Annotated in this window: 29 protein-coding genes and 1 tRNA gene; 20 read left to right on the forward strand and 10 right to left on the reverse strand. The window is 66.5% G+C overall.

Annotated elements, in window-relative coordinates; all coding sequences use genetic code 11:
- Positions 1 to 60: 60 nt before the first annotated feature.
- The 3 genes from BLQ58_RS23040 to BLQ58_RS23050 form a co-directional block, all read right to left on the reverse strand.
- Positions 61 to 291: a hypothetical protein gene (locus BLQ58_RS23040; RefSeq protein WP_092602326.1), complete on the reverse strand. Its 231-nt coding sequence runs from the start codon at positions 289 to 291 to the stop codon at positions 61 to 63.
- Positions 292 to 443: 152 nt separating this feature from the next.
- Complete coding sequence (locus BLQ58_RS23045; RefSeq protein WP_092602328.1) at positions 444 to 1,133, reverse strand: 3'-5' exonuclease family protein; 690 nt, start codon at positions 1,131 to 1,133, stop codon at positions 444 to 446.
- A 3-nt stretch (positions 1,134 to 1,136) separates the two neighbouring features.
- The gene (locus BLQ58_RS23050) at positions 1,137 to 1,787 is read right to left on the reverse strand and encodes an MBL fold metallo-hydrolase (RefSeq protein ID WP_092602330.1); all 651 of its coding nucleotides are present in this window, start codon (positions 1,785 to 1,787) and stop codon (positions 1,137 to 1,139) included.
- 288 nt (positions 1,788 to 2,075) lie between these two features.
- Between BLQ58_RS23050 and BLQ58_RS23055 the strand changes: the two genes are divergently transcribed.
- The gene (locus BLQ58_RS23055) at positions 2,076 to 2,843 is read left to right on the forward strand and encodes a septal ring lytic transglycosylase RlpA family protein (protein ID WP_175459977.1); all 768 of its coding nucleotides are present in this window, start codon (positions 2,076 to 2,078) and stop codon (positions 2,841 to 2,843) included.
- A 118-nt stretch (positions 2,844 to 2,961) separates the two neighbouring features.
- Here BLQ58_RS23055 and rsmI read toward each other — a convergent pair whose 3' ends face one another.
- A complete protein-coding gene (rsmI, locus tag BLQ58_RS23060) occupies positions 2,962 to 3,888 on the reverse strand; it encodes a 16S rRNA (cytidine(1402)-2'-O)-methyltransferase (protein ID WP_092602332.1) in 927 nt (308 codons plus the stop codon).
- Between the two features lie 15 nt (positions 3,889 to 3,903).
- Here rsmI and BLQ58_RS23065 point away from each other — a divergent pair, with 15 nt between their 5' ends.
- The 18 genes from BLQ58_RS23065 to BLQ58_RS23150 all read left to right on the forward strand — a co-directional run bounded on the left by BLQ58_RS23065 (position 3,904) and on the right by BLQ58_RS23150 (position 17,611).
- A complete protein-coding gene (locus BLQ58_RS23065; RefSeq protein WP_092602334.1) occupies positions 3,904 to 4,326 on the forward strand; it encodes a YraN family protein in 423 nt (140 codons plus the stop codon).
- Positions 4,327 to 4,356: 30 nt separating this feature from the next.
- Positions 4,357 to 4,944 (forward strand): phosphoheptose isomerase, encoded by a 588-nt coding sequence (locus BLQ58_RS23070; protein WP_092602336.1) that lies wholly within the window; start codon positions 4,357 to 4,359, stop codon positions 4,942 to 4,944.
- A gap of 175 nt (positions 4,945 to 5,119) precedes the next feature.
- Entirely contained in the window at positions 5,120 to 5,965 is an 846-nt protein-coding gene (locus BLQ58_RS23075) for a BON domain-containing protein (RefSeq protein ID WP_092602338.1), read from the forward strand.
- Between the two features lie 19 nt (positions 5,966 to 5,984).
- The gene (locus BLQ58_RS23080; RefSeq protein ID WP_092602340.1) at positions 5,985 to 6,422 is read left to right on the forward strand and encodes a c-type cytochrome; all 438 of its coding nucleotides are present in this window, start codon (positions 5,985 to 5,987) and stop codon (positions 6,420 to 6,422) included.
- A gap of 4 nt (positions 6,423 to 6,426) precedes the next feature.
- A complete protein-coding gene (locus BLQ58_RS23085) occupies positions 6,427 to 7,695 on the forward strand; it encodes an NAD(P)/FAD-dependent oxidoreductase (RefSeq protein WP_092602342.1) in 1,269 nt (422 codons plus the stop codon).
- Positions 7,696 to 7,850: 155 nt separating this feature from the next.
- Complete coding sequence (locus tag BLQ58_RS23090) at positions 7,851 to 8,744, forward strand: EamA family transporter (RefSeq protein WP_092602344.1); 894 nt, start codon at positions 7,851 to 7,853, stop codon at positions 8,742 to 8,744.
- A 285-nt stretch (positions 8,745 to 9,029) separates the two neighbouring features.
- The gene (locus tag BLQ58_RS23095; protein ID WP_092602346.1) at positions 9,030 to 9,359 is read left to right on the forward strand and encodes a c-type cytochrome; all 330 of its coding nucleotides are present in this window, start codon (positions 9,030 to 9,032) and stop codon (positions 9,357 to 9,359) included.
- Between the two features lie 142 nt (positions 9,360 to 9,501).
- Positions 9,502 to 9,957: a thiosulfate oxidation carrier protein SoxY gene (gene soxY, locus BLQ58_RS23100; RefSeq protein ID WP_066736675.1), complete on the forward strand. Its 456-nt coding sequence runs from the start codon at positions 9,502 to 9,504 to the stop codon at positions 9,955 to 9,957.
- 64 nt (positions 9,958 to 10,021) lie between these two features.
- The gene (soxZ, locus tag BLQ58_RS23105; RefSeq protein WP_066736673.1) at positions 10,022 to 10,333 is read left to right on the forward strand and encodes a thiosulfate oxidation carrier complex protein SoxZ; all 312 of its coding nucleotides are present in this window, start codon (positions 10,022 to 10,024) and stop codon (positions 10,331 to 10,333) included.
- A 40-nt stretch (positions 10,334 to 10,373) separates the two neighbouring features.
- A complete protein-coding gene (locus BLQ58_RS23110; RefSeq protein WP_092602348.1) occupies positions 10,374 to 10,838 on the forward strand; it encodes a DsrE family protein in 465 nt (154 codons plus the stop codon).
- 138 nt (positions 10,839 to 10,976) lie between these two features.
- Complete coding sequence (gene soxA, locus BLQ58_RS23115) at positions 10,977 to 11,831, forward strand: sulfur oxidation c-type cytochrome SoxA (protein WP_092602350.1); 855 nt, start codon at positions 10,977 to 10,979, stop codon at positions 11,829 to 11,831.
- A gap of 18 nt (positions 11,832 to 11,849) precedes the next feature.
- Complete coding sequence (gene soxX / locus BLQ58_RS23120; RefSeq protein WP_092602352.1) at positions 11,850 to 12,506, forward strand: sulfur oxidation c-type cytochrome SoxX; 657 nt, start codon at positions 11,850 to 11,852, stop codon at positions 12,504 to 12,506.
- A 10-nt stretch (positions 12,507 to 12,516) separates the two neighbouring features.
- A complete protein-coding gene (locus BLQ58_RS23125) occupies positions 12,517 to 13,008 on the forward strand; it encodes a TlpA disulfide reductase family protein (protein ID WP_175459980.1) in 492 nt (163 codons plus the stop codon).
- A gap of 33 nt (positions 13,009 to 13,041) precedes the next feature.
- Positions 13,042 to 14,766 (forward strand): thiosulfohydrolase SoxB, encoded by a 1,725-nt coding sequence (gene soxB / locus BLQ58_RS23130; protein WP_092602356.1) that lies wholly within the window; start codon positions 13,042 to 13,044, stop codon positions 14,764 to 14,766.
- Positions 14,767 to 14,836: 70 nt separating this feature from the next.
- Positions 14,837 to 14,912: transfer RNA gene (locus BLQ58_RS23135), tRNA-Ala, on the forward strand.
- 234 nt (positions 14,913 to 15,146) lie between these two features.
- Entirely contained in the window at positions 15,147 to 15,707 is a 561-nt protein-coding gene (locus BLQ58_RS23140) for a PAAR domain-containing protein (RefSeq protein WP_092602358.1), read from the forward strand.
- Complete coding sequence (locus tag BLQ58_RS23145; RefSeq protein ID WP_175459978.1) at positions 15,685 to 16,281, forward strand: type VI secretion system amidase effector protein Tae4; 597 nt, start codon at positions 15,685 to 15,687, stop codon at positions 16,279 to 16,281. Before BLQ58_RS23140 ends, BLQ58_RS23145 begins: the two co-directional genes overlap by 23 nt.
- 379 nt (positions 16,282 to 16,660) lie before the next feature.
- Entirely contained in the window at positions 16,661 to 17,611 is a 951-nt protein-coding gene (locus tag BLQ58_RS23150) for a cation diffusion facilitator family transporter (RefSeq protein ID WP_092602412.1), read from the forward strand.
- Here BLQ58_RS23150 and BLQ58_RS23155 read toward each other — a convergent pair.
- The 4 genes from BLQ58_RS23155 to BLQ58_RS23170 all read right to left on the reverse strand — a co-directional run bounded on the left by BLQ58_RS23155 (position 17,603) and on the right by BLQ58_RS23170 (position 21,315).
- Positions 17,603 to 18,232, reverse strand: a complete 630-nt coding sequence (locus tag BLQ58_RS23155) for a LysE family translocator (RefSeq protein WP_092602362.1) — start codon at positions 18,230 to 18,232, stop codon at positions 17,603 to 17,605. The two genes, BLQ58_RS23150 and BLQ58_RS23155, sit on opposite strands and share 9 nt — an antisense overlap.
- A 470-nt stretch (positions 18,233 to 18,702) precedes the next feature.
- Positions 18,703 to 19,326, reverse strand: coding sequence for a DNA-3-methyladenine glycosylase I (locus BLQ58_RS23160; RefSeq protein WP_092602364.1), 624 nt, complete (start codon positions 19,324 to 19,326; stop codon positions 18,703 to 18,705).
- 179 nt (positions 19,327 to 19,505) lie between these two features.
- On the reverse strand, positions 19,506 to 20,816 hold the full coding sequence (locus tag BLQ58_RS23165) for an MFS transporter (protein ID WP_092602366.1): 1,311 nt from the start codon (positions 20,814 to 20,816) through the stop codon (positions 19,506 to 19,508).
- Between the two features lie 169 nt (positions 20,817 to 20,985).
- Complete coding sequence (locus BLQ58_RS23170; RefSeq protein WP_254776076.1) at positions 20,986 to 21,315, reverse strand: hypothetical protein; 330 nt, start codon at positions 21,313 to 21,315, stop codon at positions 20,986 to 20,988.
- A 243-nt stretch (positions 21,316 to 21,558) separates the two neighbouring features.
- Here BLQ58_RS23170 and BLQ58_RS23175 point away from each other — a divergent pair, with 243 nt between their 5' ends.
- On the forward strand, positions 21,559 to 22,449 hold the full coding sequence (locus BLQ58_RS23175) for a DODA-type extradiol aromatic ring-opening family dioxygenase (protein ID WP_092602368.1): 891 nt from the start codon (positions 21,559 to 21,561) through the stop codon (positions 22,447 to 22,449).
- A 67-nt stretch (positions 22,450 to 22,516) separates the two neighbouring features.
- Here the strand turns inward: BLQ58_RS23175 and BLQ58_RS23180 are convergent, their stop codons facing one another.
- A complete protein-coding gene (locus BLQ58_RS23180; protein WP_254776080.1) occupies positions 22,517 to 23,632 on the reverse strand; it encodes an MFS transporter in 1,116 nt (371 codons plus the stop codon).
- A 139-nt stretch (positions 23,633 to 23,771) separates the two neighbouring features.
- Complete coding sequence (locus tag BLQ58_RS23185; protein WP_092602372.1) at positions 23,772 to 25,025, reverse strand: MFS transporter; 1,254 nt, start codon at positions 25,023 to 25,025, stop codon at positions 23,772 to 23,774.
- Positions 25,026 to 25,082 lie beyond the last annotated feature (57 nt).

The following is a 25,082-nucleotide window of genomic DNA, read 5'->3' on the forward strand; positions in this document are numbered from 1 at the left end:
CCGGCCTCCCCGAGGGAGGCCGGCCGGTCAGTTGGCGATTCGCTTCAGGCGAGTCGTCGTTTATTCAACACCCAGCCAGTGCATGGCCTCCTGACCGAAACTGATGCCTGCCAATACGAACAGCAGCACGATCGCGGTGACCGCGCTCACATAGATCAGCGCCTTGGCGACTTCAGCATCTTCCGTTGAGGAATGGAAATGCGAAACGACGTTGGTACGCGCGTGGGAGCGATGCGGCCAATGCAGCCTGCCTGACAGGTCCTTGAAGTGAAGGTCTGGATGGAAACGCATGGTCGCACCTCCTGGGCATGCCGCCGCGCAATGGGGTCGGCCGCTCTCGTGGCCCCGGCGGGCCACCGCACACTTCCAATATAGGAGACGCCGCGCAAATGTGGTGCCCTTGTCGCCACTGGCGGCCGCCGCCGGGCGCCGGCGCTTGTGGCCTAGCGCACCGATTTGCCCGGGCCGGGCTGTGGATGTGAGGCTTCGCTTTCGCTGTCGCCCTTGTCAGGCAATGCATCAGGCGATGATGCAAGCGCCGCCACACGCGCTTCGCGCGTGCGCAGTTCTGCGAGCATGTTGCAGAACAGGGCGCCTTGTTCCAGTGCATCGTCCAGCGCCACATGGGTATGCGGCAATGGATCGTGCCAGTGCGCCGGAAAGGCGGCCTTCACCGACTTCCGGTACGGCCGGCCTGTCAGCGCGAAGCCCAGCGTCTTGATGTCCAGCGCGGCCCAGCCGAACGGCGAGCGGCCGGCAAAGCGCATCATGTACCAGAACATCCAGGTGAAATCGAACCCGGCCGGAAAGGCGATGAAGACCGGCTTGCCCGGCAGCTTCTCGACCCATTCCACGTAGCGGGGCAGCACGTCCTCGGGGCGCTCCAGGTCGCGTCGGCAAGCCGCCCAGGCGTCGGGCTGGGTTTTCCACCACTGCATCTGCACCGGATGGCCCGCCGCGCCCGGCAGGGTTTCCAGGTTGGCGGAGAACGTGCCGATCACGGTCTTGTCCGCCAGCATCGCGGCCGATGCAAACGACAGCATCGAATGCGGCCCGGGAATCGGGCCATCGGCCTCGACATCGGTGCTGACGTAAATCTCCGGTCGCGTGTCGGGCGGCTGCTTCTTTGCCATGCGTCAGGCCAAGTCGATCAGGTGATCGGCCACAAACGGGTTGCTACGGCGTTCCTCGCCGAACGTCGATGCCGGGCCGTGGCCGGGCACGAAGGTCACGTCGTCGCCCAGCGGCCAGAGCCGCGTGCGGATCGAGCGCACCAGATCGGCGTGATTGCCGCGCGGAAAGTCGGTGCGGCCGATCGATCCGGCAAACAGCACGTCGCCCACGATGGCCAGCCGGTTCGCCCGCGAGAAGAACACCACGTGGCCTGGCGTATGGCCCGGGCAATGGTAGACCTCCAGCGTTTCGTTGCCGAAGGTCACCGTGTCGCCGTTCTGCAGCCAGCGGTCGGGTTCGAAGACTTCCGCGTGGCCAAAGCCGAAGCGGCGCGTCTGCTCGGGCAGTTGGTCGATCCAGAACCGCTCGTCTTCCTGCGGGCCTTCGATCGGCACGCCGTACTGGCGCGCCAGCGCGGCAGCGCCTGCGCAGTGGTCCACGTGCCCATGGGTCAGGAAAATCTTCTCCAGCGTCACGCCGTGTTCGGCGATGGCCTCGGTGATGCGATTCAGATCGCCACCGGGATCACAGACGGCGGCGCGCTGCGTGGCTTCATCGATCAGCAGCGAACAGTTCTGCTGGAAAGGCGTCACGGGGATCAGGAGGACTTTCATTTTTGTGATCTGTAAGCCTGCTCGGGCGCGTGCCTTCGAGGGGGTGGAGGTGGCCCGGAGGGTGGCCCATTGTAGCTGCCGAAAACGCCCCCGGCAGAGGGTAAAACGTTTGAATCGGCACTGAGAATCGTCCGCAAGTTACGTTTTGAGCACCCGTATGTTGCGCTGCGGCAACCGGCGCAATCCCTTGCCAGGCGGTGGATTGCGGGGAATTGCACGGCGTTGTAACAGATTTCGTAACAAAATCAAGGGACTAGCCTCAAAGGACCGATGTTAGACTGCGCGCTTATGTCCAGTCTGCCCCTTTTCCGTCCGGGGTCCGTGCGCGAGACAGCGCCCGGCTCCAACCGCTTCCTGCGTCACTGCGCGATCCTTGTGTCGGCGCTGGTGCTGGCTGCGTGCGCGACGCCACCGGGCGGCGACACCGACAACGCGTCGAACACCACCGGCGCGCTGTCCACGAAGGCGGCGAAGCCGGCGAAGTCCACCGCCAATGGCGCGAAGACCGACGATCGCGGCAACTGGAACCTGTTTGGCTGGCAGGACGAGAATGCCCCGACGCAGTCGTCGATCGACGGCCTGCGCGCCGACATGGGTACGTTCGAGCAGCGCGGCATGGCATCGTGGTACGGCAAGGGCTTTCATGGCCGCAAGACGGCCAATGGCGAACGGTTCGACATGCGCGCCATGACGGCGGCGCATCCGTCGCTGCCGCTCGATAGCTGGGTGCTGGTGCGCAACCTGCGCAACAACAAGGTGGCCGTGGTCCGTATCAACGACCGTGGCCCGTACCATGGCAACCGGATCCTGGACCTGTCCTATGCCGCGGCCAAGCGCCTGAGCTTTGTCGACCACGGCGCCACGCAGGTGGAAATCCGCCGGCTGTCGCGCACCGAGGTGGCGGCGCTGGGCCCGAACCTGGAAGCGGGTGGCATGGAAGCCGGTGACGGCAGCGGTGCCGACGAGGTGCCCGACACCGCCAATACGCTGGTGCCGGCGAAATCGAAGGCCAGGGCCAGGTCCGGCAAGACCGTCGTCAAACACAAGCACAAGTAAGGCGATGCACACCGGCCGGAATCCGATTCTCGCGCTCCCGACCCTCCGCCCGCTGCTTCCCTCGCAAGTAAGAAAATTCTCAAAAGGCACGATCTCCCGGATCGTGCCTTTTGTGCTTTCAGGCGTCGTTGTCGCCGTCGTCCGCCCCGTCCGCGCGCTGCGCGAGCGCCAGCTTGTACAGCGCGTCGGTCCTGGCGCCGGTAACGGCTGCGGCCAGCTTGGCGGCGCGCTTGGCGGGCAGCTCGGCCAGCAGGAGCTTCAGCACACGCTGGGCTTCCGCGTCAGGGGTCTCGGTGTCGGCGCCGTCGGTGCGGCCCGCGCCTTCCACCACCAGCACGAACTCTCCCTTGCCTCGCGTGGCTTCGGCGGCCAGCCAGGCGGGCGCCTCGGCCACCGTCAGCACCGGCGTTTCTTCAAACAGCTTGGTCAGTTCGCGCCCGATCAGCAAACGGCGTGTGCCGGGCAGGCCGGCGGCCAGCGCCGCCAGGGTTTCGGCGATGCGGTGCGGGGCCTCGTAGCACACCCAGGCGTGATCGAGCGCCGCCAGCCCGGCGATGGCGTCCTGGCGAGCCTTGGGCTTGCCGGGCAGGAAGCCGACAAAGGTGAAGCGGCCTTCGCCGGCCTCAAGCATGTCGCCCGCCACCGACAGCGCCGTCACGGCCGCACTGGGGCCCGGCAGCGGCACCACCTTCAGCCCGGCCGCGCGCACGGCTTCGACGAGCCGGGCGCCGGGATCGGAAATGCCGGGCGTGCCGGCATCGGATACGTAAGCAATGCGTTCGCCGGCCGCGAGCCGTTCGACGATGCGCACGGCCGCCTCCCGCTCGTTGTGCTCATGGACGGCCACCAGCGGCCGCTGCAGCCCCACGCGCGACAGCAGCTGGCCGGTGTTGCGCGTGTCTTCGCAGGCGATGGCGTCGGCCAGGCCGAGCACATGCAGCGCGCGCAGCGACAGGTCGGCCACGTTGCCGATGGGCGTGGCCACCACGTAAAGCGTGCCGGCGGGGTACGTCTGGCCGGCGGCCAGCTGGGTCCAGTCACTCATGCTTGAGAACTTCCGTTGAATCACTCATTCAAATCCACCACGCAAGCCAACCTGCGTAGCACGACGCAACGCGGCGCGCTGGCCGAAGACCGCGCGCTGGCCTATCTTCAGCGACAGGGGCTCGCGCCGGTCGTCCGCAATTATCGCTGCAAAGGCGGCGAGATCGACCTGATCATGCGTGCCGCCGACGGTACGCTGGTGTTCGTCGAGGTCAGGCAGCGCCGCAGCCGGGGGTTTGGCGGGGCAGCGCAGAGCGTGACGCCGGCCAAGCAGCGGCGCGTGCTGCATGCGGCGGCGCACTATCTGGCCACGCTGGACGGCGTACCGCCATGCCGCATGGACGTGGTCGCCATGGACGCCGGCCGGATCGACTGGCTGCCCGGCGCGTTCGACCTCACGTCGGCCGATGGGAACAGCGGCGCGGGCGCTGCGTCATAATGCGCGGGATTGTGCAGATGTCACCAGACCATGAGTATTGAAAGTATCGAGCAGCATTTCCTGGACAGTGCCGACACCAAGCGGCTGGCCGCGACGCTGATGGCGCCGCATATCGATGCCGCCGTGGAGCGGATGGTGACGGCACTGACCAGCGGCAACAAGATCCTGGTGTGCGGCAACGGCGGGTCCGCTGCCGACGCCCAGCACTTTGCCGCCGAACTGATCGGCCGCTTCGAGCGCGAGCGCCCGGGCCTGGCCGCCATCGCCCTGACCACCGACAGTTCGATCCTGACCGCCATCGGCAACGACTATGACTTCTCGGTGGTGTTTTCCAAACAGGTGGAGGCGCTGGGCCAGCCAGGCGACATCCTGCTGGCGCTGTCCACGTCGGGCGATTCGGCCAACGTGGTAGCCGCCGTCCAGGCCGCCCACCAGCGCGACATGGGCGTGGTGGCGCTGACCGGCAAGGGCGGTGGCCGGATTGCCACCTTGCTCGACGAATTCGATATCCATCTGTGCGCGCCCAGCGACCGCACGGCCCGCATCCAGGAAGTGCATCTGCTGACACTGCATTGCCTGTGCGACGGCATCGACGAAGCCTTGCTGGGCGAAGCATGACGCCCGGGCAGCCCGGACCGGCAAGCGTTATCCCCGGATATCCACAGGGCTGCCCACAACCTATGCACAGGAATCGCCATGTCTTCCACAGCCTTATCCACAGACATGGCGAAAACCTGAAACTGCAACCTGTTTCACGCATCCTTTCGGCATCCACCCAGAACCCAAGAACCGCATGACGAACGTGACCCACCCAAACAAGACCTCTCCCGCCCGCCTGGCCCGTACCGCTGTCACCGTGGCCGCACTGCTGGTGTCCGCCACGCAGCTGGCCGGCTGCTTCCCCGTACTGGCCGGCGCCGTGGGCACCGGCGTGGTGATGGCCACCGACCGCCGCCCGACCGGCACGCAGGCCATCGACCGTGGCCTGCAGGTGGAGATCGACAGCACGCTGAGCCAGCGTTACAGCGACAGTCAGGCGCGCGTGAGCACGACGGTGTTCAACCGCAAGGTGCTGCTGACCGGCGAGGCCGCGAATGCCCAGATCAAGCAGCAGATCGAGCAGTACGTGCGCGGGCTGTCGAACACGCGCGACGTGGTCAACGAACTGGAAATCACGGCGTCACCTGGTTTCATGACCCGCAGCAACGACACCTACCTGACCAGCAAGGTGAAAACGTTCCTGGTCACGGCTGATGGTGTACCGGCCAACTCGATCAAGGTCACCACCGAGAAGAGCGTGGTGTACCTGATGGGCGTGGTGACCACGACCGAGGGCGACAAGGCCACCGACGTCGCCCGTAACGCCAGCGGCGTGCAGAAGGTGGTCAAGGTGTTCGACTACGTGAGCGAAGCCGAACGGGCGCGCCTGGATCAGGCCGCCTCGTCGCAGAACGGCAACGCCGGCAGCGATGCCGTGGGCACGCCGGCGCCGGTGCAGACCGTGCCGGGCAGCCAGCCGAACGCGCCGGTCACGTCGGATGCGCCGGCGTCGATGGGCACCTCGGGCGCCACCACCAGCCCGGTGGCCGCCCCGGTATCGTCGCCGGTGGCCCTGCCGCCGGGACGCAATCTCCCCTGATCCATTTAAGGAAAATGCCATGACAACCCTGCTGCGATTCCCGATCTTCCTGCGCTGGACGGCCGGTATCGCGGCCGGGCTGTGTGCCGCGCCGTTGCTGGCACAGTCGCCGGCGGCGGCTCCGGCATCGGCATCCGCGCCTTCGCCCGCACCCTCGGCACCCATGACCGCCGGGCCTGCCGACGCGGGCAAGATGCCGATCGAGGTCCAGCGGTCGCGCACCGAGCAGGCGCGCAACCAGGCGGCCTCGTGCGCCGTCTGCCATGGCCCGGACGGCAGGCCGCCCGCCGATAGTCCCGTCCCCCGCCTGGCTGGCCGGCAGCAGGCCGAACTGGTCGAGCTGATGCTCAACTTCAAGAACGGCAGGCTCCCCGGCACGGTGATGCCCCAGATTGCCAAGGGCTATAGCGACACCGAGATCATCGCCATTTCCGCGTGGTTCGCGGACCAGAAATAGACCGATGCACCGACGATCCGTCCTGAAGGCGGCGCTGGCCGCCACGGCATTGTCCGGACTGACCGTGCGCCAGGCACGGGCCGCCGCGCCGGCAAAAGTGGTCGTCATCGGCGGCGGCTACGGCGGTGCCACCGCCGCGCGCTACCTGCGCACCTGGAGCCGTGGCGCGGTGGACGTGACGCTGGTGGAACCCGATGCCGCGTTCGTGTCGTGCCCGCTGTCGAACCTCGTGGTGGCCGGCTATCGCCAGATGGCCGACATCACGGTGCCCTACGACGCGCTGGTCAGGCGTCACGGTGTGAAGCACGTGCGCGATATGGCGACCGCCATCGACCTCGGCAGGCGCACGGTGCGGCTGGCCGGTGGCGCGACGCTGCCGTTTGACCGGCTGGTGCTGTCGCCGGGCGTGGAAATGCAGTCCGGCGCGATCGACGGCCTGTCGGCGCCCGGCGGCGAGCAGATCGTCCATGCCTGGAAGGCCGGTCCGCAGACCGATGTCCTGCGCCGGCAACTGGCGGCCATGCCGGACGGCGGCACCTTTGCCATCACCATTCCGCTGGCGCCATACCGCTGCCCGCCGGGCCCCTACGAGCGCGCCTGCCTGGTGGCGGACTACCTGAAACAGCACAAGCCGCGCAGCAAGGTGCTGGTGTTCGATGCCAATCCCGATATCACGTCGAAGGGCGCGCTGTTCCGTCAGGTCTGGCAGACGCGCTACGCGGGCATGATCGAGTACCGGCCCCAGCACGAAACGGTGGGTGTCGACCCGGCTACCCGTACGATCCGGTTCGACGTTCAGGACGACGAACGCGCGGACGTGGTCAACCTGCTGCCGCCGCAGCGGGCCGGTGCCATCGCCGTGGCGGCCGGACTGGCCACCGCCAACGGCCGCTGGTGCGAGGTCGATTTCGTGACGATGGCGTCGCGTGTGGCGCCGGACGTACACGTGCTGGGCGACGCCGTCCAGATCGCGCCGCTGATGCCGAAATCGGGCACCATGGCCAACCAGCACGGCAAGGTGGCCGCCGCCGCCATCCTGCAGCAACTGGCCGGGCAGGCGCCCGATCCGATGCCGCTCTATACCAATACCTGCTACAGCTTCACATCGTCGACCGAGGCCATCCACATCGCCACCGTGCATCGCTATGACGCCGCCGAGCGGACGATGCTGACGGTGCCGGGATCTGGCGGGTTGTCCACGGCCCCGAGCGCCCTGGAAGGCCGGTACGGGTTCGCATGGGCCCGCAGCATCTGGGCCGACATGCTGGCGTAGCGCAGTACAGCAGCGCAGATCAAAAAGGGCCTCGGGGGCCACAAACAAACCGCAGGATCGTGCAATGCCTGGCCGGTGCGGGCTGCTACGCTAATCGTGCCGAACGTCCATGCCCCTGTCTGGCCACAACCAGGACGCGGCTTTCTCTCAAGATCATGCAAGCCAAAGACCGTCTGCTCGCCCTCGCCATCATCATGGTCTGGGGTGTCAATTTCGTTGTCATCAAGGTGGGCCTGTCCGGCGTGCCGCCGATGCTGCTGGGTACGCTGCGGTTCAGCCTGGTGGTATTCCCGGCCATCTTCTTCGTCCCGCGGCCCCGCATTCCGCTGCGCATGCTGGTGGCCTATGGTGCGGCGATCAGCCTGGGCCAGTTCGCGTTCCTGTTCTATGCGATGGCCGTGGGCATGCCGGCCGGGCTGGCGTCGCTGGTGCTGCAGTCGCAGGTGTTCTTCACGGTGGCCATCGCCGCGCTGTGGCTGGGCGAACCGCTGCGCTGGCACAACCTGGCCGGCATGGCGATTGCCGCCGGCGGGCTGGCGTTGATCGGCAGCGCCGCCGCCCACGGCCCCGGCGGCATGACGGCGGCGGGCTTCCTGCTGACGTTGTGCGCGGCGCTGTGCTGGGCCACGGGCAATATCGTCAGCAAGAAGATCGGCCCCGTGGACCTGCTGGGCCTGGTGGTGTGGGGCGCGCTGATCCCCATCGTGCCATTTGCGCTGCTGTCGCTCTGGTTCGAGGGGCCGGCACGCATCGCCGATGCACTGACCCATGTCTCCGGCACGGCCGTGTTCGCGGTCGCCTACCTGGCGTTTGCCGCCACGATCTTCGGCTACACGATGTGGGGTCGCCTGCTGACGCGCTACCCGGCCAGCAAGGTGGCGCCGCTGACGCTGCTGGTGCCCGTGGTGGGACTGCTGTCGGCCCACCTGCTGCTGGGCGAAGACCTGGCGGCCGCGCAATGGGCCGGCGCCGTGGTGGTCATGGCCGGCCTGCTGCTGAACGTGTTCGGCAACCGCCTCTGGGCGGGCAGGGCGCTGGCACGCCGATAGCGGCGCCTGTCGGTCCGACCCGCGCCAATCCAAGGGTTAACCCGCAATAAGGCGACAATTCCCACCTGTTTTGTGCATATGGTTATCACTGTCGCATCCATATACGCGCCTTGACTTCAGGCAAAATAGCGGACTGGCCGCATACGCCCGGGAGCCCTCGACGATCACCGCAGGGCGCTCCTGAGAAGCCCGCCCCAACGGCGGCCAGCGCGCGCCGCGCCGTGGAGCAATCGAGCGCGGGCATTTGCCGTCCCCACGGCTCTCATACAGTTTGGAGCACAACACATGAAGCAGTTTGTCATCGCCGCCGCGCTGCTGGTCGCCGCCGCGTCCGCGCACGCCGCCGTCGACGCCGCCAAGGCCCAGGCCATCGCCAACAAGAACGCCTGCATGGGCTGCCACCAGGTAGACAAGAAGCTGGTCGGCCCGGCCTTCAAGGAAGTGGCCGCCAAGTACAAGGGCGACAAGGACGCCCTGACCAAGTTGTCGGCCAAGGTGAAGAATGGCGGTTCGGGCGTCTGGGGCCCGGTGCCTATGCCGGCCAACGCCGCCGTCAGCGACGCCGATATCAAGACCGTGGTGGAGTGGGTTCTGGCCGGCGCACCGGCCAAGTAATCGGGGCTCTGGCCTGGGCGGGCGGCTGGCAGTGCCGGCCGTCCGCGACGTTTGAAGTATTCGCAAGATGCATGCATGGGCCGGCGACGCACCGGCGCGGCAGGGGTCGACAGGAAACCGGGTAGTACGGGAACACAGCAAGATGAACGCAAAACGACGAGATGTACTGCGGATGACCGCCGTACTGTCGCTGATGGCCGCCACCGGCCTGATCAGCGAGGCACAGGCCGCGGAATGGAACAAGACTGCCTTCGACGGCAAGAGCGTGGCCGACGTGATCAAGGCGCTGGGCGGCAGCGGCACCGAGAAGAGCAGCGCCATCACCTTCAACGCCCCGGACATCGCCGAAAACGGCGCCGTGGTGCCGGTGGCGGTAACCAGCAACATCCCGGATACCGAGCAGATCGCCATCCTGGTGGAAAAGAACCCGAACACGCTGGCGGCCGACTTCACGATCCCGGCCGGCACCGAGCCGTTCGTGTCCACGCGCGTGAAGATGGGCCAGACGTCGGTGGTGCATGCCGCGGTCAAGGCCGGCGGCAAGTGGTACGTGGCATCGAAGGAAATCAAGGTCACGCTGGGCGGCTGCGGCGGCTGAGCGCCGCCCGGCCGTTGCACCGTTCGAGACCAGATTTCCAGATTACTGCTGACAGGAGAAGCACATGGCAGACCCGATGCGCGTTCGCGCCACTGAAAACGGCGGCGTCGTAGACGTCAAGATTCTGATGAAGCACGACATGGAAACCGGCCAGCGCAAGGATTCGGCCGGCAAGACCATTCCGGCCTGGCATATCCAGACCGTGGTGGCATCGTGCAAGGGCAAGGAAGTATTCCACGCGCAGTTCGGCGCGGCCGTGTCGAAGGACCCGTTCCTGAACTTCAAGTTCAAGGGCGGCGCCAAGGGCGACAAGGTCACCGTGACCTGGGTCGACAACCGCGGCGACAAGCGTACCGACGAAGCCACCATCGCCTGATGGCCTGACACCGGCCTGATACGGGCGAAGGAGAAGCAGCATGCGTCGAGCATTCATTCGTGCCACCGCGGCCCTGGCGGCCATCGGACTGTCCGCGAAGGCGGCGGCCCAGCAGGCCCCGGCCCCCACGTCCGCCGCGTCGGGCAAGGGCCGCGTCAAGGTGGTGTACCAGCTGTCGGACGGTATCGACCAGGCCGTGCGCGCCATGTCGAACCTGCGCAACCACCTGAACGGGGCGCCCGACACGAAGATCGTGGTGGTGGCATTCGGCTATGGGGTGGACTTCCTGGTGGAGGGCGCCAAGGACGCGCGCGGCAACACGTTCGAGGCCGCGGTGGCGTCGCTGACGTCGTCGGGCGTGGAATTCCGCGCCTGCCGCAACACGCTGACCGCCCGGCGCATTTCCGAGCAGAGCCTGTTGATGGACGCCAAGGTGGTGCAGGCGGGCGTGGTGGAAATCGCGCGCCTGCAGTTCGACGAAGGCTACGCCTACATCAAGCCGTGACGGACCGGGGCGGCCGCTGCGCATCGTCGCGGCCTGCCTGGGTTCACTGACAAGCCGTCCGGCAACGAGCCGCCGGACCCGCACAAGAAGGCCGTCCGCCCGCCAGCCATGCGGCGCGATGGCGAGGAGAATCCCCCAATGGTTACCGTGCGCAACATTCGCCGTCTGCGCCGCACCGTGGCCCCCGCGCTGGTGGCGCTGGGCGCCGTGGCGGCCGCCGTCACCGCGACGCTGTCCGGCCCCGCGCTGGCGCAGGACAACACCGCCGAGGAAATCGCCAAGTACCGCCAGATGCTGGCCGAAGGCAATCCCGCCGAACTGTGGGAAGCGGCTGGCGAGGAACTGTGGAAAAAGCCCGCCGGCCCGAAGAACGCATCGCTGGAGCAATGCGACCTGGGCAAGGGCCCGGGCGTGACCAAGGGTGCCTACGCCGAGCTGCCGCGCTACTTCAAGGACGCCAACAAGGTGATGGACCTGGAGCAGCGCCTGGCTTACTGCCGCGTGACGCTGCAGGGCCTGACCCAGGAAGAGGCCACGAAGAACCCGTTCGCGTCGCAGGGCAAGCCGTCCGACATCGAGCGCCTGGCCGCCTTCCTGACCGGCGAATCGCGCGGCGTGAAGATGAACGTCCAGCTGGCGCACCCCGAGGAAAAGCGCGTCTACGCGCTGGGCCAGAAGATGTTCTTCTACCGTGCCGGCGCCTATGACTTTGCCTGCGCCACGTGCCACGCCGTGGACGGCCAGCGCATCCGCCTGCAGGACCTTCCGAACCTGATGACCCAGAAGGGCGCCCAGGCTGCATACACCACCTGGCCCGCGTACCGCGTGTCGCAGGGCGAGGTCCGCACCATGCAGCACCGACTGTACGACTGCCTGCGCCAGCAGCGATTCCCCGAACCGGCCTACGGCTCCGACGTGATCACCGCCCTGACGATGTTCCTGGCGAAGAACGCCAACGGCGGCACGTACGACGGCCCGAACATGAAGCGCTGAGCACCGGAGCAGAACAATATGAAGACACTCCATACGATGGCCGCCGCCGCACTGGTGCTGCTGGCCGCATCGGGCGCGCACGCGCAGACCGCCGCCAGGGGCGCCAAGGCCGACAAGCCGGTCAAGGTCACCGACGCCGACGTGCGCCAGATGATCGAATCGTCGTTTACATCGAAGGGCCCGGCCACGGTCGAGGGCGTGACCAATCAGGACGCCACGCAGAAGGCCTGCAGCCAGTACCCGGACCGCCTGCACGTGCCCGCCGCCGTGGCGAAGAAGGTCGAGGCCGCCGAGCTGAAGCAGGTGAAGTACCCGGCCGACAACCAGTTCATCGGCGACTGGAAGGAAGGCGAAAAGATCGCCCAGAACGGCCGCGGCATGCAGTTCTCGGACCAGGCGGGCGCGCCCAACGGTGCCAACTGCTACGCCTGCCACCAGCTGACCAAGGCAGAGATCTCGTTCGGCAATATCGGCCCGTCGCTCTACCACTACGGCAAGCTGCGCGGCAATTCGCCGGACGTGGTGCGCTACACGTGGGGCAAGATCTGGGATTCGAACGCGTACAGCGCGTGCTCGAACATGCCACGGTTTGGCCACAAGGGCATCCTGACCGAACAGCAGATCCGCGACGTCATGGCGCTGTTGCTGGACCCGGCATCCCCGGTCAACCAGTAAGGGCGGCATGATGCGGGCGTGGCGCGTGGCGACGATATGGCTGCTGGCTGTGCTTGGCATGGCCAGCGCGCTCGCCCGTGCCGCCGAGGTGGGCGACACCATCCACCTGCCCGATGTCAGACTGCTCGACGGCCGCACGGTGCCTGCCTCGCAATGGGCGGGCAAGCCGGTGGTGATCGAGTTCTGGGCGTCGTGGTGCCCGTTCTGCGCGCTGCAGAACCCGCGGCTGCAGGCGCTCCACGACAAGACGCGCGGCACGACACTGCAGGTGCTGACCATCAGCATCGACAAGCAGCCGCAAGACGCCGTGGCGTACCTGAAGCAGCGCGGCTACACCTTCCCCGCGGCGATGGATTCCGACGCGCTGCGCCGCGCATTTGGCGCACGCAAGGGCCTGCCCGAGCTGTACGTGCTGGACGGGCAAGGACGCGTGGTGCAGAAGGAAGTCGGCGAGATGATCGACGACGACGTGGCCGCGCTGGCACGCTACGGCAAGCCCTGAGCCGGCGCGCCGGCGAATCAAACGGATAACAGCATGAACCGACGCGAGTTCCTGCAGGTGCTGGCCGTGGCCGGCGCCGGAGGCATGACGTTCCCCGGCGGCGACGCCCAGGCGGCCCAGGCCGCTGCGCGCCTCTATGACGTGCCGCGCTTCGGCAACGTCCACCTGCTGCACTTCACCGATTGCCACGCGCAGTTGCGACCCGTGCATTTCCGCGAGCCGAACGTGAACCTGGGCGTGGCCGAGTGGGCCGGCAAGCCGCCGCATCTGGTGGGCGACGCATTCCTGCGCCAGTACGGCATCGCGCCGGGCAGCGCCACCGCGCACGCGTTCACCTGTCTGGATTTCGCGGAAGCGGCGCGCCGCTACGGCAAGGTGGGCGGGTTTGCCCATCTGTCGACCCTGATCCAGCGGATGAAGGCCAGCCGGCCCGGCGCCCTGCTGCTGGACGGCGGCGATACCTGGCAGGGATCGGCCACGGCGCTGTGGACCAGGGGGCAGGACATGGTCGATGCGGCGCTGCAGCTTGGGGTCGATGTGATGACGCCGCACTGGGAAATGACGCTCGGCGCGGATCGCGTGAAGCAGATCGTCGACAACGACTTCAAGGGCAAGGTGGCGTTCCTGGCCCAGAACGTGAAGACCAGCGACTTCGGCGACCCGGTCTTCGATCCTTACGTGATTCGCGAGATAAATGGTGTGCCCGTGGCCATCATCGGCCAGGCGTTTCCGTACACGCCCATCGCCAACCCGCGCTACCTGGTGCCGGACTGGACCTTCGGCATCCAGGAAGAGAACCTGCAGCAGGTGATCGACGAGGTGCGCGGCAAGGGCGGCAAGGTGGTGGTGCTGCTGTCGCACAACGGCATGGATGTCGACCTGAAGCTGGCGTCGCGTGTGCGCGGGCTCGACGCCATCCTGGGCGGACACACCCACGACGGCGTGCCCGCCCCGGTGCCTGTGAAAAACGCCGGCGGGGTCACGCTGGTGACCAATGCCGGGTCCAACGGCAAGTTCCTGGGTGTGCTGGACTTCGACGTGCGCAACGGCAAGGTGACCGACTTCCGCTACAAGCTGCTACCGGTCTTCGCCAACTACCTACCGGCCGATCCGGCGATGAACAAGCTGATCCAGAAGGTGCGCGCACCCTACGAGAACAAGCTGGGCGAAGTGCTGGCCGTGAATCGCGGCCTGCTGTACCGGCGCGGTAACTTCAATGGCACTTTCGACCAGCTGATCCTGGATGGCCTGATGGCCGTGCAAGACGCCCAGATCGCATTTTCGCCAGGTTTCCGCTGGGGCACGACACTGCTGCCGGGAGAGCACATCACGATGGAAGCGCTGATGGACCAGACCGCCATCACGTACCCGTACACCACCGTGACACCGATGACGGGCGAGACGATCAAGACCATCCTCGAAGACGTGGCCGACAACCTGTTCAACCCCGATCCGTACTACCAGCAGGGCGGCGACATGGTGCGCGTGGGCGGCCTGCAATACACGATCGACCCCAACCAGCCGATCGGCAAACGCATCACCGACATGCGCCTGGCCGGCCAGCCGGTGGACGCCGGCAAGACCTACAAGGTAGCCGGCTGGGCGCCGGTTTCGGAAGACGCCCGCCAGACCGGCGGCCCCCCGATCTGGGACGTGATGGCCCAGTGGCTGCGCGCCGCCAAGGAAGTTAGCGCCCGCCCACTGAACCTGCCCACCGTGCGCGGCATGGACGGCAATCCCGGCATGGCAGCAACCTGAAACGCGGCCCAAAGTGTTGGTTCGAAGCGATTGAAAGGCCGCTCGCGATTCGGCTACAATCAGTCGCGACGGGCCGATAGCTCAGCTGGGAGAGCGCTGCGTTCGCAATGCAGAGGTCGGGAGTTCGATCCTCCTTCGGTCCACCAGGATTTTCCTTGTAAAACAACGCACTACGTCGAAAGATGTGGCGCGTTGTTTTGCTTTTGGGGGCTGGAGCTTCTGAAGGCCCAGCCCTTGCCTGGATATTCCTCCGCTCAAGCAGTTTCGTATCGATCCGATTGTTCGCTGGAGCGCAATGCGTCCAAATGCTCGCTTGAATCCTCGAAAGGAGGACGCGTGATGAGCAAACGAAACGTTACGGCAGCGACGGAGTCTCGAGCATGATGCGCAGGATTGCGGTGGTTGGCGACCGCCTCGCGCCACAGGGAGGACAGCTATCGGATAGTTCGAGTCCCCCAGTCTTCTTCCATGGCCACCAACTCGCCCTGATTGGTGGCAAAGCTTACTGCGAAGGCTGCGATAGCGTGGGAACCATTTGCAAGACCGGAAGCCCGCGCCGAATGTGGTTCATGGGTGAAGTCGCGCTGGATGGCGATCGGGTCCTTTGCCAATGCAAGACCCGGCCGCGCATCGTTGCCCAACTGGCTGGCGAAGTCTGGTACGACGACGCAGCCGAAGCGAACGGGCCGGTCGCGTCGAAGCCCGTTGTCCTCACGAACGCAGCCGAGACCTTCGACGAACTCGTGATTGCTATTTCGCCGACCGGGCCGGTAGCGGACTATCCATACTTTGTTGAAACATCCGAGGGCCAGAGCCAGTTCGGATACACAGATGCGCACGGGCAGTTGCCACGCGTTGCCACGGATGCACCAGGCTCAATCACAGTGTACTGGGGGGATGAGGCGTTGGCTAAGCGGCATGGGAACGGCGATGCCAAATAAAAGCAATCGCCTGCCCACCAACACCACAGCGCAATCCAGGGCCGAGGTTCAACTTAAGGTTGTGACCTTCTCGGAACTGTGGTCGGCATACCCTAGAATATCCCCCGTGTGCAAAGACCCCGCAACGGGCAAGGCCGCGTTTTCGGACGAGTGCGCTATCCGCGTAGGTGCATGTCTCGCCGCGGTCGGCATTACCAACAAGTCGTTCAAGGGCGCCCGCTGCTGGTTCAAGGACCATCCGCGCGCACATATGCTACGAGCTGAAGAGGTCGCAAACTGGTTGCAGCAAAGGCCGTTCGCCGGATGTCCCAAGCCTATCGATATGACAGGCAAGGATTGGGTTTCGAAGGCGCAGGGTAAAACTGGCCTCATTTTCTTTAAGGACTATTGGCTGCGAAACGGAGAAAGCAGTCCGACGGGCGACCATATCGATTTGTGGAATGGCGAACGACTGACAGCGGTCTCCTGGCGGGGGCGCGTGAACAACTTCATGCGCTTCACGGTAGGCGCCGGCGCCCTCTGGTATTCGGATCTGGCGAATGCCAAAAGGATTCTGTTTTGGCCAATCTCATGAGAGGCCTTTTCCGCCTCGTGGGTGGCAGTATGGCCGGCGGACTTCTTGGCGGCTTGGGAGGCCTCATTGCAGCACAGGCGGTGCCAATATGCGGCGAAGACTGCTTCGCATTTTCGGCCGGCCTCATCGTTGGAGGCGCCATCGCGGGGGTGTGCAGTTTTCCCCTGACCTATACATTGGCCCGAGCCATGGGTTGGCGCCGATCTGCCGTTTTCTTTCTCGTGTTTGCCGTTGTGACCGTCGCGGGGGCAAGATGGGCAACGCTACATCATTATTCGCGCGTACATGATCCGCAGGAATCGGCCGGTAAATGAGACGGCGCCCCGGAACCCCAGGAAATGCTACCGTTCCACCTATCGCCCACCATCCTTTGCCGTCCATGCGCGAACCCCACGTCGCCCCCGCCCTTGGCGCCGACAGCCTTGATGCCGAAGCCCGCCACCTGGCTGGGCGGCGGTCCACGCTGGTCAGTGTTTTCGTCAATATTGGCCTGACGATTGCCCAGGGCGTGATCGGGGTCGTCGCAGGCTCGCAGGCGCTGGTGGCCGATTCGCTCCATTCCCTGTCCGACCTCGTTTCCGATTTCGTCGTGTTGTTTGCCGGCCATCACAGCCGCAAGGGGGCCGATACCGATCACCCGTACGGGCATCAGCGGTTTGAGACGGCGGCCTCGCTGGCGCTGGGCGCGCTGCTGCTGGCCGTGGGCGTGGGCATGCTGTGGGCGGCGGTTGGCAAGATCCAGCATCCGGAGGGGGCGCAGCCGGTGCAGACGGTGGCGTTGTGGGTGGCGCTGGGGGCGCTGGCGGCCAAGGAGGGGCTGTTCCGCTACATGCTGCGCGTGGCGGAGCGAGTCAGGTCGAGCATGCTGGTGGCCAATGCCTGGCATGCGCGGTCCGATGCGGCGTCGTCATTGGTGGTGGCACTGGGCATCGGCGGCAACCTGCTCGGGTATCACGTGCTCGATCCCGTCGCGGCCATCGTGGTGGGCTTGATGGTGTCGCGCATGGGCCTGCGATTTGGCTGGGATGCGATGAACGACCTGATGGACCGCGCCGCCGACGAAGATGTGGTGGCCAGTCTGCGCGACGCGATGCTGGACACCCCCGGCGTGCTGGGTCTGCATGATCTCAAGACGCGCAAGATGGGGGACATGATCCTGGTCGACGTGCATCTGGAGATCCAGGCCGACCTGACCGTCGAGCAGGGCCACGCGATTGCCACCGAGGCCCGCCGGCGTGCGATGGAGCGCGACGACGTCCTGAACGTCATGACGCATGTGGACCCGGTCAGGGTGCCACGCACGCAGTCGGTGTCGGCCGAGTCAGCGTAGGTCGCTGCGCCGGTACAGGCTCAGGCCCACGGCCAGGAAGGCCAGCATGCCGGCACAGCCCCGGTTGATCCACTGCACGGCCCGCGCCGACAGCGTCCGCACCGCGTGGCGGCCGCCGAACGCGTAGATCGCCATCATCAAGATATCCATCAGCGCGGCAATCACGGCCAGGATCACGTACTGGATGGCGACGGGTTTGTCCGCGTGGACGAACTGCGGCACGAAGGCCGACGTGAACAGGATGGTCTTGGGGTTCGACAGGGCCACGAACAGCGCGCGCAGGAAGGCCGCGCGGCCGCTGGCCGACGTGGCATCCGACGTCGCCACCAGTTCCCGCGTGGGCGCCCGCCACATCGAGACAGCCAGGTAAAACAGGTAGGCCGCGCCCAGCCATTTGATCGCCGTGAACAGGTGCTCGGATGCCTGCAGCACCGCGCCAAGCCCGCAGCCCACGGCGCCGATCAGAATCAGGTCGGCCAGTGCGGCGCCGGCGATGCCGCAGGCGGCCACGCGCATCGGGCGAGTGGCGCCGTTGCTCAGGGCCAGCAACATCGTCGGGCCAGGGGTGACCATGACGGCGGCCACCGCAATCAGGTAGAGAAAGAGGGTTGTGCTGTCCATCGAAACGCGCTCCGGAAAGGCGCCGCATTGGCGAGGCGCCAGTGTGAGCCGATTCGCGCCGATATGCACGCGCTTCCTGTGGATAACCGGGTGAACAAACCTGTGGGCGGGCCTGGGGGCTGCCTGTGGGGCGGCTGTGGGACGTATACGTACAACCCGGCACGTATACGTCAGCGCCCCCGCCTCCTCCTGCATTTACCCACGCCCGTCCACGTCTGCGCCGCACGGTTTCCCAGAGGGTTATCTGTTCCGTAACCCCATGATTGGAAGGGAAGAAACGGGGTTATCCACGGCTACGGGGCAGTGTTAACCATTACTACTACTATTTATGTATACGTAAACAATGTCGGTATACGTATACGGACCATTGCGCGAGACGATCTGGCTGGCGAACGTCGTCGACGTTGCGCCAGGCTGTGGCGGCCGACTGGCCCAAGCCCAACGGCCGTCTCGTGGCAGGGTGCCGCACCCTAGCGCGGCACCTTGAACGCCTTGCGGGCCCGTAGTACCGCGGCGCGGGTCGAGCAGCCGTCCATGTGGTCGTTGACCAGCCCCATGGCCTGCATCAGCGCGTACATCGTGGTCGGGCCGACAAACTTCCAGCCGCGCTTCTTGAGATCCTTCGACAGCGCCGTCGATTCCGGGCTGATGGCCATCGTGCGCAGCACTTCCGGCGTCAGCGTCTTCGGGCGGCTTTTCGGGTCGGGTTCGAACTTCCAGAAGTAGGCCGCCAGCGACGGTTCGGTTTTCAGCAGTTCCTGCGCGCACTTCGCGTTGTGGATGGCCGCCTCGATCTTGCCCCGATGGCGCACGATGCCGGCATCGCCGAGCAGCCGCTCCACGTCGCGCTCGGTAAAGCGCGCCACCTTGTCGATCTCGAAATTGGCGAAGGCCTTGCGGAAGGCCTCGCGCTTGCGCAGGATGGTCAGCCAGCTCAGGCCGGACTGGAAGCCTTCCAGACACAGCTTTTCGAACAGGCGCCGGTCGTCGTCCACCGGAAAGCCCCATTCGTTGTCGTGATAGTGGCAGTAGTCCTCCAGATCACCGCACCAGCCGCAGCGTACCAGTGTCTGCGGCGCGGATTTCGTCGTCATTCGCCTTCGCTCCTTCATCTATGGCCCACACGGCGCCGCAGCGATCATGCGCCCGGAAGGCCACGTCGTAAAGACTGCAGCCGGCCGGATCCGGACATCCAACTGACAAACGGCGGAGCAATGCGGGCGAAAAAAAGCCAACCCGAAGGTTGGCTTCTTTGGGGCGGCAAACCGGCCGGTCAGGCCAGCTTCTTGCCCGTACGGTCGTGCATGAATGCCAGCGCGACCAGGCTGATGGCTGCGGCGGCAATCACGTAGTACGCGGGGGCCAGCTTGTTGTGGGTCGACTCGATCAGCCACGTCACGATCAGCGGGGCGAAGCCGCCGAAGATCGTCACGGCGAAGTTGTAGGCCAGCGACAGGCCGGTGGAACGCACTTCGGTCGGGAACTGCTCGGCCAGCACGGCTGGCGCCGGGCCCGTGAAGGCGGCCAGCAGGATGCCCAGCACGATCTGCACCTGCAGCAGCGTGGCGGTGGTCGGCGACACGTTGAGCCAGTGGAACAGCGGGTAGGCCAGCACCAGGATGGCCAGCGCCACCACGCTCAGCATGCGCTTGCGGCCCACGCGGTCGGACAGCATGCCCATCAGCGGGCACAGCACCAGGATGATGGCGCCGCAGATGGCCGTCGACTGGAACGTCGCGCCAAGCGGCAGGCCCAGCTGCTGCTTGGCGTACGAGGGCATGTAGAAGACCAGCACATAGGTGCAGACCGTCCACAGGATGGTCACGCCCAGGCCGGCCAGCACTTCGCGCGGATGGTCGCGCAGCACCTGCGAGAGGGGCGAGAACTTCACATTGTTGGCGCGGCGCTCGGCCTGGCGCTGCTCGAACTCGGGCGGCTCTTCCAGGTGCGAGCGGATGTACATGCCCACCGGGCCGATCAGCAGGCCGAACAGGAACGGAATGCGCCAGCCCCATGCGTCGATCTGGGCCTGGTCCAGGCCATTCGTGACCAGCGCCCCCATGGCGGCGCCCAGCATGAACGAAATACCCTGGCTGGCCTGCTGCCAGCTGGCGTAGGCGCCGCGCTCCTCGTCGGGCGCATGTTCGATCAGGAACGCCGTGGCGCCGCCGACTTCGCCGCCGGCCGAAAAGCCCTGGATCAGGCGCGCCAGCACGATCAGCGCCGGTGCCCAGAGGCCGATCGATGCATAGGTGGGGGCCAGGCCGATGATGGCCGTACCCAGTGCCATCAGCAGGATGGTCAGCGTCAGCGCGGCCTTGCGGCCCACGCGGTCGGCGTAGACGCCCAGCACGATGGCGCCGACCGGGCGCATGAAGAAGCCCACGCCGAACGTGGCCACGGTCAGCAGGAACGACGTCAGGTCGTTGCCAGTGGGGAAGAACAGCTTGGCGATGATGACCGCGAAGAAGCTGTAGACGGTGAAATCGAACCATTCGAGGCCGTTGCCGATGGTGGCGGCGATGATCGCGCGGCGTCGGGTGGCTTTGGACAGGTCGTTGGCGGATGCTGCAGTAACGGACATGAGGCTGGCTACAACGATGAAAGAACCGGTGGATGCCCCCGCAAGTGTGCCCCGGCGGTGACGCAAGCCAGCATCTTAAGCGATTCCTTACATCAATTTGTCATACGGAGGTGCCGACGAAGGTTGCCGATCCATCACCTGATACCCATGGCCCCGAACCGCGACGGCCTTATCCGACGCCGTGCCCATGATGGTTGGGCGTGTGCGGCGTCTGGGTGGGGGCGGCCAGGTCGAGCGGGGTAAGGTCGCGGGCCGGCGCCGGACGCTTGCGCGTGAACCACAGCCAGGCGGCGCTCGAGAGCCAGCCGATGACGAAGACGGTGTCGCCGGCATGGTTGAGCAGGGCCGGCGCCAGCGGCGTGCCGAACACGTCGGCCAGCATGTCGGCGGGCAGGCGCGCGACGATCCAGAGCAACACGGCCGGGCCGCTGCCGTAAACGCCGGGCTGCCACCACAGCGCGTGGGGCAGGGCGTGCAGGGGATCGAAACGCTTGGACACGGGCTTTCTCCGGCGGATGCGTGCGTCGCATCTCTGGAGGACATCATAGGCCGATTCGTGTTACGGCCGCTGTCGGTGTTTGGGGAAACCGTCCGGGGTGTGTGCGGTATCCAACGCCCAACATGCCCGGGGCGCGGGACCTTCAAGTTTTTTGCAGGACTTGTCCGCAAAAGCCATGCGTCACGGCGCGACATCTTTGCCAGACTCCATCCATTGGATACCTCCGCTTAACGGCCCGACGCCATGACTACCCTTTTGCCCGCCATCTATGTGTCACACGGATCGCCGATGCTGGCGATCGATCCCGGCCCCACCGGCGCCGCGTTTGACGCGCTGGGGGGCCGTCTGCGCGCGCTCAAGCCGAAGGCCGTGCTGGTGATATCCGCGCACTGGATCTACAGCACGCTGGCCGTCAGCACGCGTTCGCGCCAGGAAGCCTGGCACGACTTCGGCGGTTTTCCGCGCGAACTGTACGCGCTGCGCTATGACGCCCCGGGGTCGCCCGACCTGGCCGCGCGCGTGAAGGCGCTGATCGAGGCCGCCGCCATTCCGGGTGCCGGCTTCGTGGCCGAAGACCAGGACCGCCCGTTGGACCACGGCGCCTGGATGCCGCTGCGCCACTTCTTCCCCGATGCCGATGTGCCGGTGGTGCAGCTGGCCTTCAACCCATACCTGAGCCCGGCGACCCAGATCGAGATCGGCCGCGCCCTGGCGCCGCTGCGCGCTGAAGGCGTGCTGGTGATCGGATCGGGCAGCTTTACCCATAACCTGCAGGAAGTGTTTGGCGGCGGCGCCCGCAAGGCCCAGCATGGCCCCGAGACCGAGCCATACGTGGATGCCTTCCGGGGCTGGATGGCCGATGCGCTGAACGATGCGCTGGCCACCGGCGACGTGAGCCGGATCGCCGATTACCGCACCCAGGCGCCCTTCGCGCGCCGGGCCCATCCGACCGACGAGCACCTGCTGCCGTTCTACGTGACGCTGGGTGCGGCCATCGGCCCGGACGCGGCGACAGGCAAGGACGCCAGCGTCGCCCGTGTGGCCGATGAAGTGACGTACGGCGTGCTGGCCATGGACACCTTCGTGTTCGACGGCATCGGCACCGGCCACGCGCCGCTGCCCAAGGCGGCCTGATCGCTGGCTGAACGCTGCCTGAACGCGCCTTGATCGCTGCCTGATCCTGGCCGGACCGCGCTGGCGGTCAGGTCGTCAGGTAGCGTCGCACCGACCGCGCGCCGAACAGCGCGATATAGCCCATCGTCAGCGCCACCACGGCGATGCCGATGCGCAGGCTGGCCAGGTGCGCCACGCCGCCGATCATCACCGGGCCAAGCAGCAGGCCCACGTAGGCAAAGCGCGCCACGCGCGCGATGGCTTCGGCAGCGGTCACGCCGGGCAGGCGCGACGCCGCCACGAAGAAGATCGGCACCAGGTTCGCGGCGCCCAGGCCCATCAGGCTGAAGCCGATCAGCGCGGCCAGCGGCCACGGCACGGCAATGGCCAGTGCGATACCGGCAAAGCCCAGCCAGGCGCTGCCGGTCAGCGTGCGGGCATCGCCGAAACGGGCCCGCAGGCGGTCACCGCCGAAGCGGCCGCAGGCCATGCCGCCCGAAAAGGCTGCGTAGCCGAAGCTGATCCATGCCAGCGGCGCCTCGGCCACCTCGCGCATGTAGACCGTGGTCCAGTCGTACATGGCCCCTTCTCCCACCAGCCCCAGGAACGCCATCAGGCCCAGCAGCCACAATCCGCGCGTGGCGTGGTCCTTGTGGTGGTCGGCCGTGGGCAGCACCGGATGGTCGGCCAGCAGCCCGCGACGCGTGCCCAGCGCCACGGCGGCCGTCATGGCCGCGATCAGCGCCGTGTGTAGCAGCGGCGGCACCTGCAGGCTCAGCATCAGCCCGCCAAATGCCGCGCCAATCATGCCGCCCAGGCTGAACATGCCGTGCAGGGCCGACATCACGGGCCGTGTGCTGCGGCTGGCTTCGACGGTGGCGGCCTGCGCGTTCATCCCGACGTCGAACATCGCGTTGGCCATGCCGAACACCAGCAGCGCCGGCAGCAGCAGCGCGAAGCTGGGCATGGCCAGGATCACCAGCGTCATGCAGGCAAACGCGACACCGCCCAGCATCGACGCCCGCGCGCTGCCCATCTTGCCCACCCAGCGGCCCACCGGGCCCATGACCAGGATCGCGCCGCCGGTAACGGCCAGCATGGCCAGCGACAGCATGGCGTCGGACAGCCCGAAGCGGGCCTTGATGGTTGGGATGTGGACCCCCCAGGTGGCAAACGTGGCGCCGTTGGCAAAGAACAGCGCCATGGTGCCGCGCGTGGCGCGCGAGACGGCCGACGGGGACGGGGCGGGAGCGGAGACGGAGGGCGAAGTGGTATCGATCGAATAATCGGACATCAGGACAACCGGACACGGCCGGTACAACAAGGCACAGATCGGAAAAAACTCAGGCTGGCGCGGCGCCAGGCCGCAGCAGGCCGCGCTGGTGCAGCGCGAAGGCGAACGCGCCCAGCGCGCCTACCGCCAGCGCCACCATGACCCACAGCATCAGCCAGTAGCCGCCGGCCACGCGCCAGAGCAGGGCGCCAATCCACGGCGCGGCGGCCTGCATCAGCAACACCGGGGTCATCATTAACCCGTTCAGCGTTGCATAGTGATGACGCGAGATCAACTCGGGCATGGCCATCGCGCGCAGCATGGTGTTGACGCCGTTGGCGCAGCCATAGCAGACCGCCGCCACCATCAGCCAGTAGCCGTCGCCGAGCGTCAGGCACAGCAGGCCCAGGCTCATGACGATATACACCGGCATCGACAGCCGCACCGGGTGATCGATGGGCAACCGCGCCATGGCCAGACGGCCCGCCACCTGCGCAGGCCCGATCAGCGCCGCGACGACCAGTTGCTGGCCCACCGGCAGGCCCTTTTCGGTCAGCATCGGAATCAGGTGGGCGCCCAGCAGCGACGCGATCACGGCGGTGGCCGTGAAGGCCAGCACCACGGCCCAGAACACGGGCTGGCGCAGCGTGGTACGGGCGATGCCTGGCGACGCGGCGCCGGGCAGCGGGGAGCTGGCGTGTGCGCCGGTATGTGAATAGCTGGGATGCACCGCGTAGCGCAGCCTGGCGTGCAGCGGCGCGCAGACAAACAGGTTCAGCGCCGCGAAGATGACCAGCGTCTCGCGCCAGCCCCAATGCAGCACCAGCCACTGGCCGATCGGAATGAAGAGGGTGCTGGCAAAGCCGGCGAACAGCGTCACGTGGACGATCGGTTTCTGGTAGCCATCGCCGAACGCCTGCCGCAGCACCACGAAGGCCGGTTCGTAGAGCGTGGACGCCATGGCCAGCCCCAGCGGAATCCACATCAGCAGGAACAGCGCCGGCGACGGGCACCACGCCCACAACAGCAGCCCGATGGCGGCCAGCACCGACCCGATTCCCATGACCTTGCGCGCCGGCACGCGGTCGAGCAGGCGGCCCACCGCGAACGAGCACATCGCCCATACCAGCAACCCCAGCGAGAACCCGCCCGCCAGGAACGGCTTGCCGTAGCCAAGCGAGTCGTTCATCGGGCCGATGAAGACGGTGAACGTGAAGTACAGCGTGCCCCAGCTGATGATTTCGGTGATGCCGAGGGTCCAGACGATCTGGCGAGGCGATAGCTGGGCCGGGGCGGCGGTGGAATCGGGGGCGGGAGCGGTCATGGCGCGCCCGGCGCGATTAGGGGGGCGCCGGTGCGGTGCAGTCAGTGGAGCGGAAAT

It is taken from the genome of Ralstonia sp. 25mfcol4.1, assembly GCF_900104095.1.
Lineage (GTDB): Bacteria > Pseudomonadota > Gammaproteobacteria > Burkholderiales > Burkholderiaceae > Cupriavidus.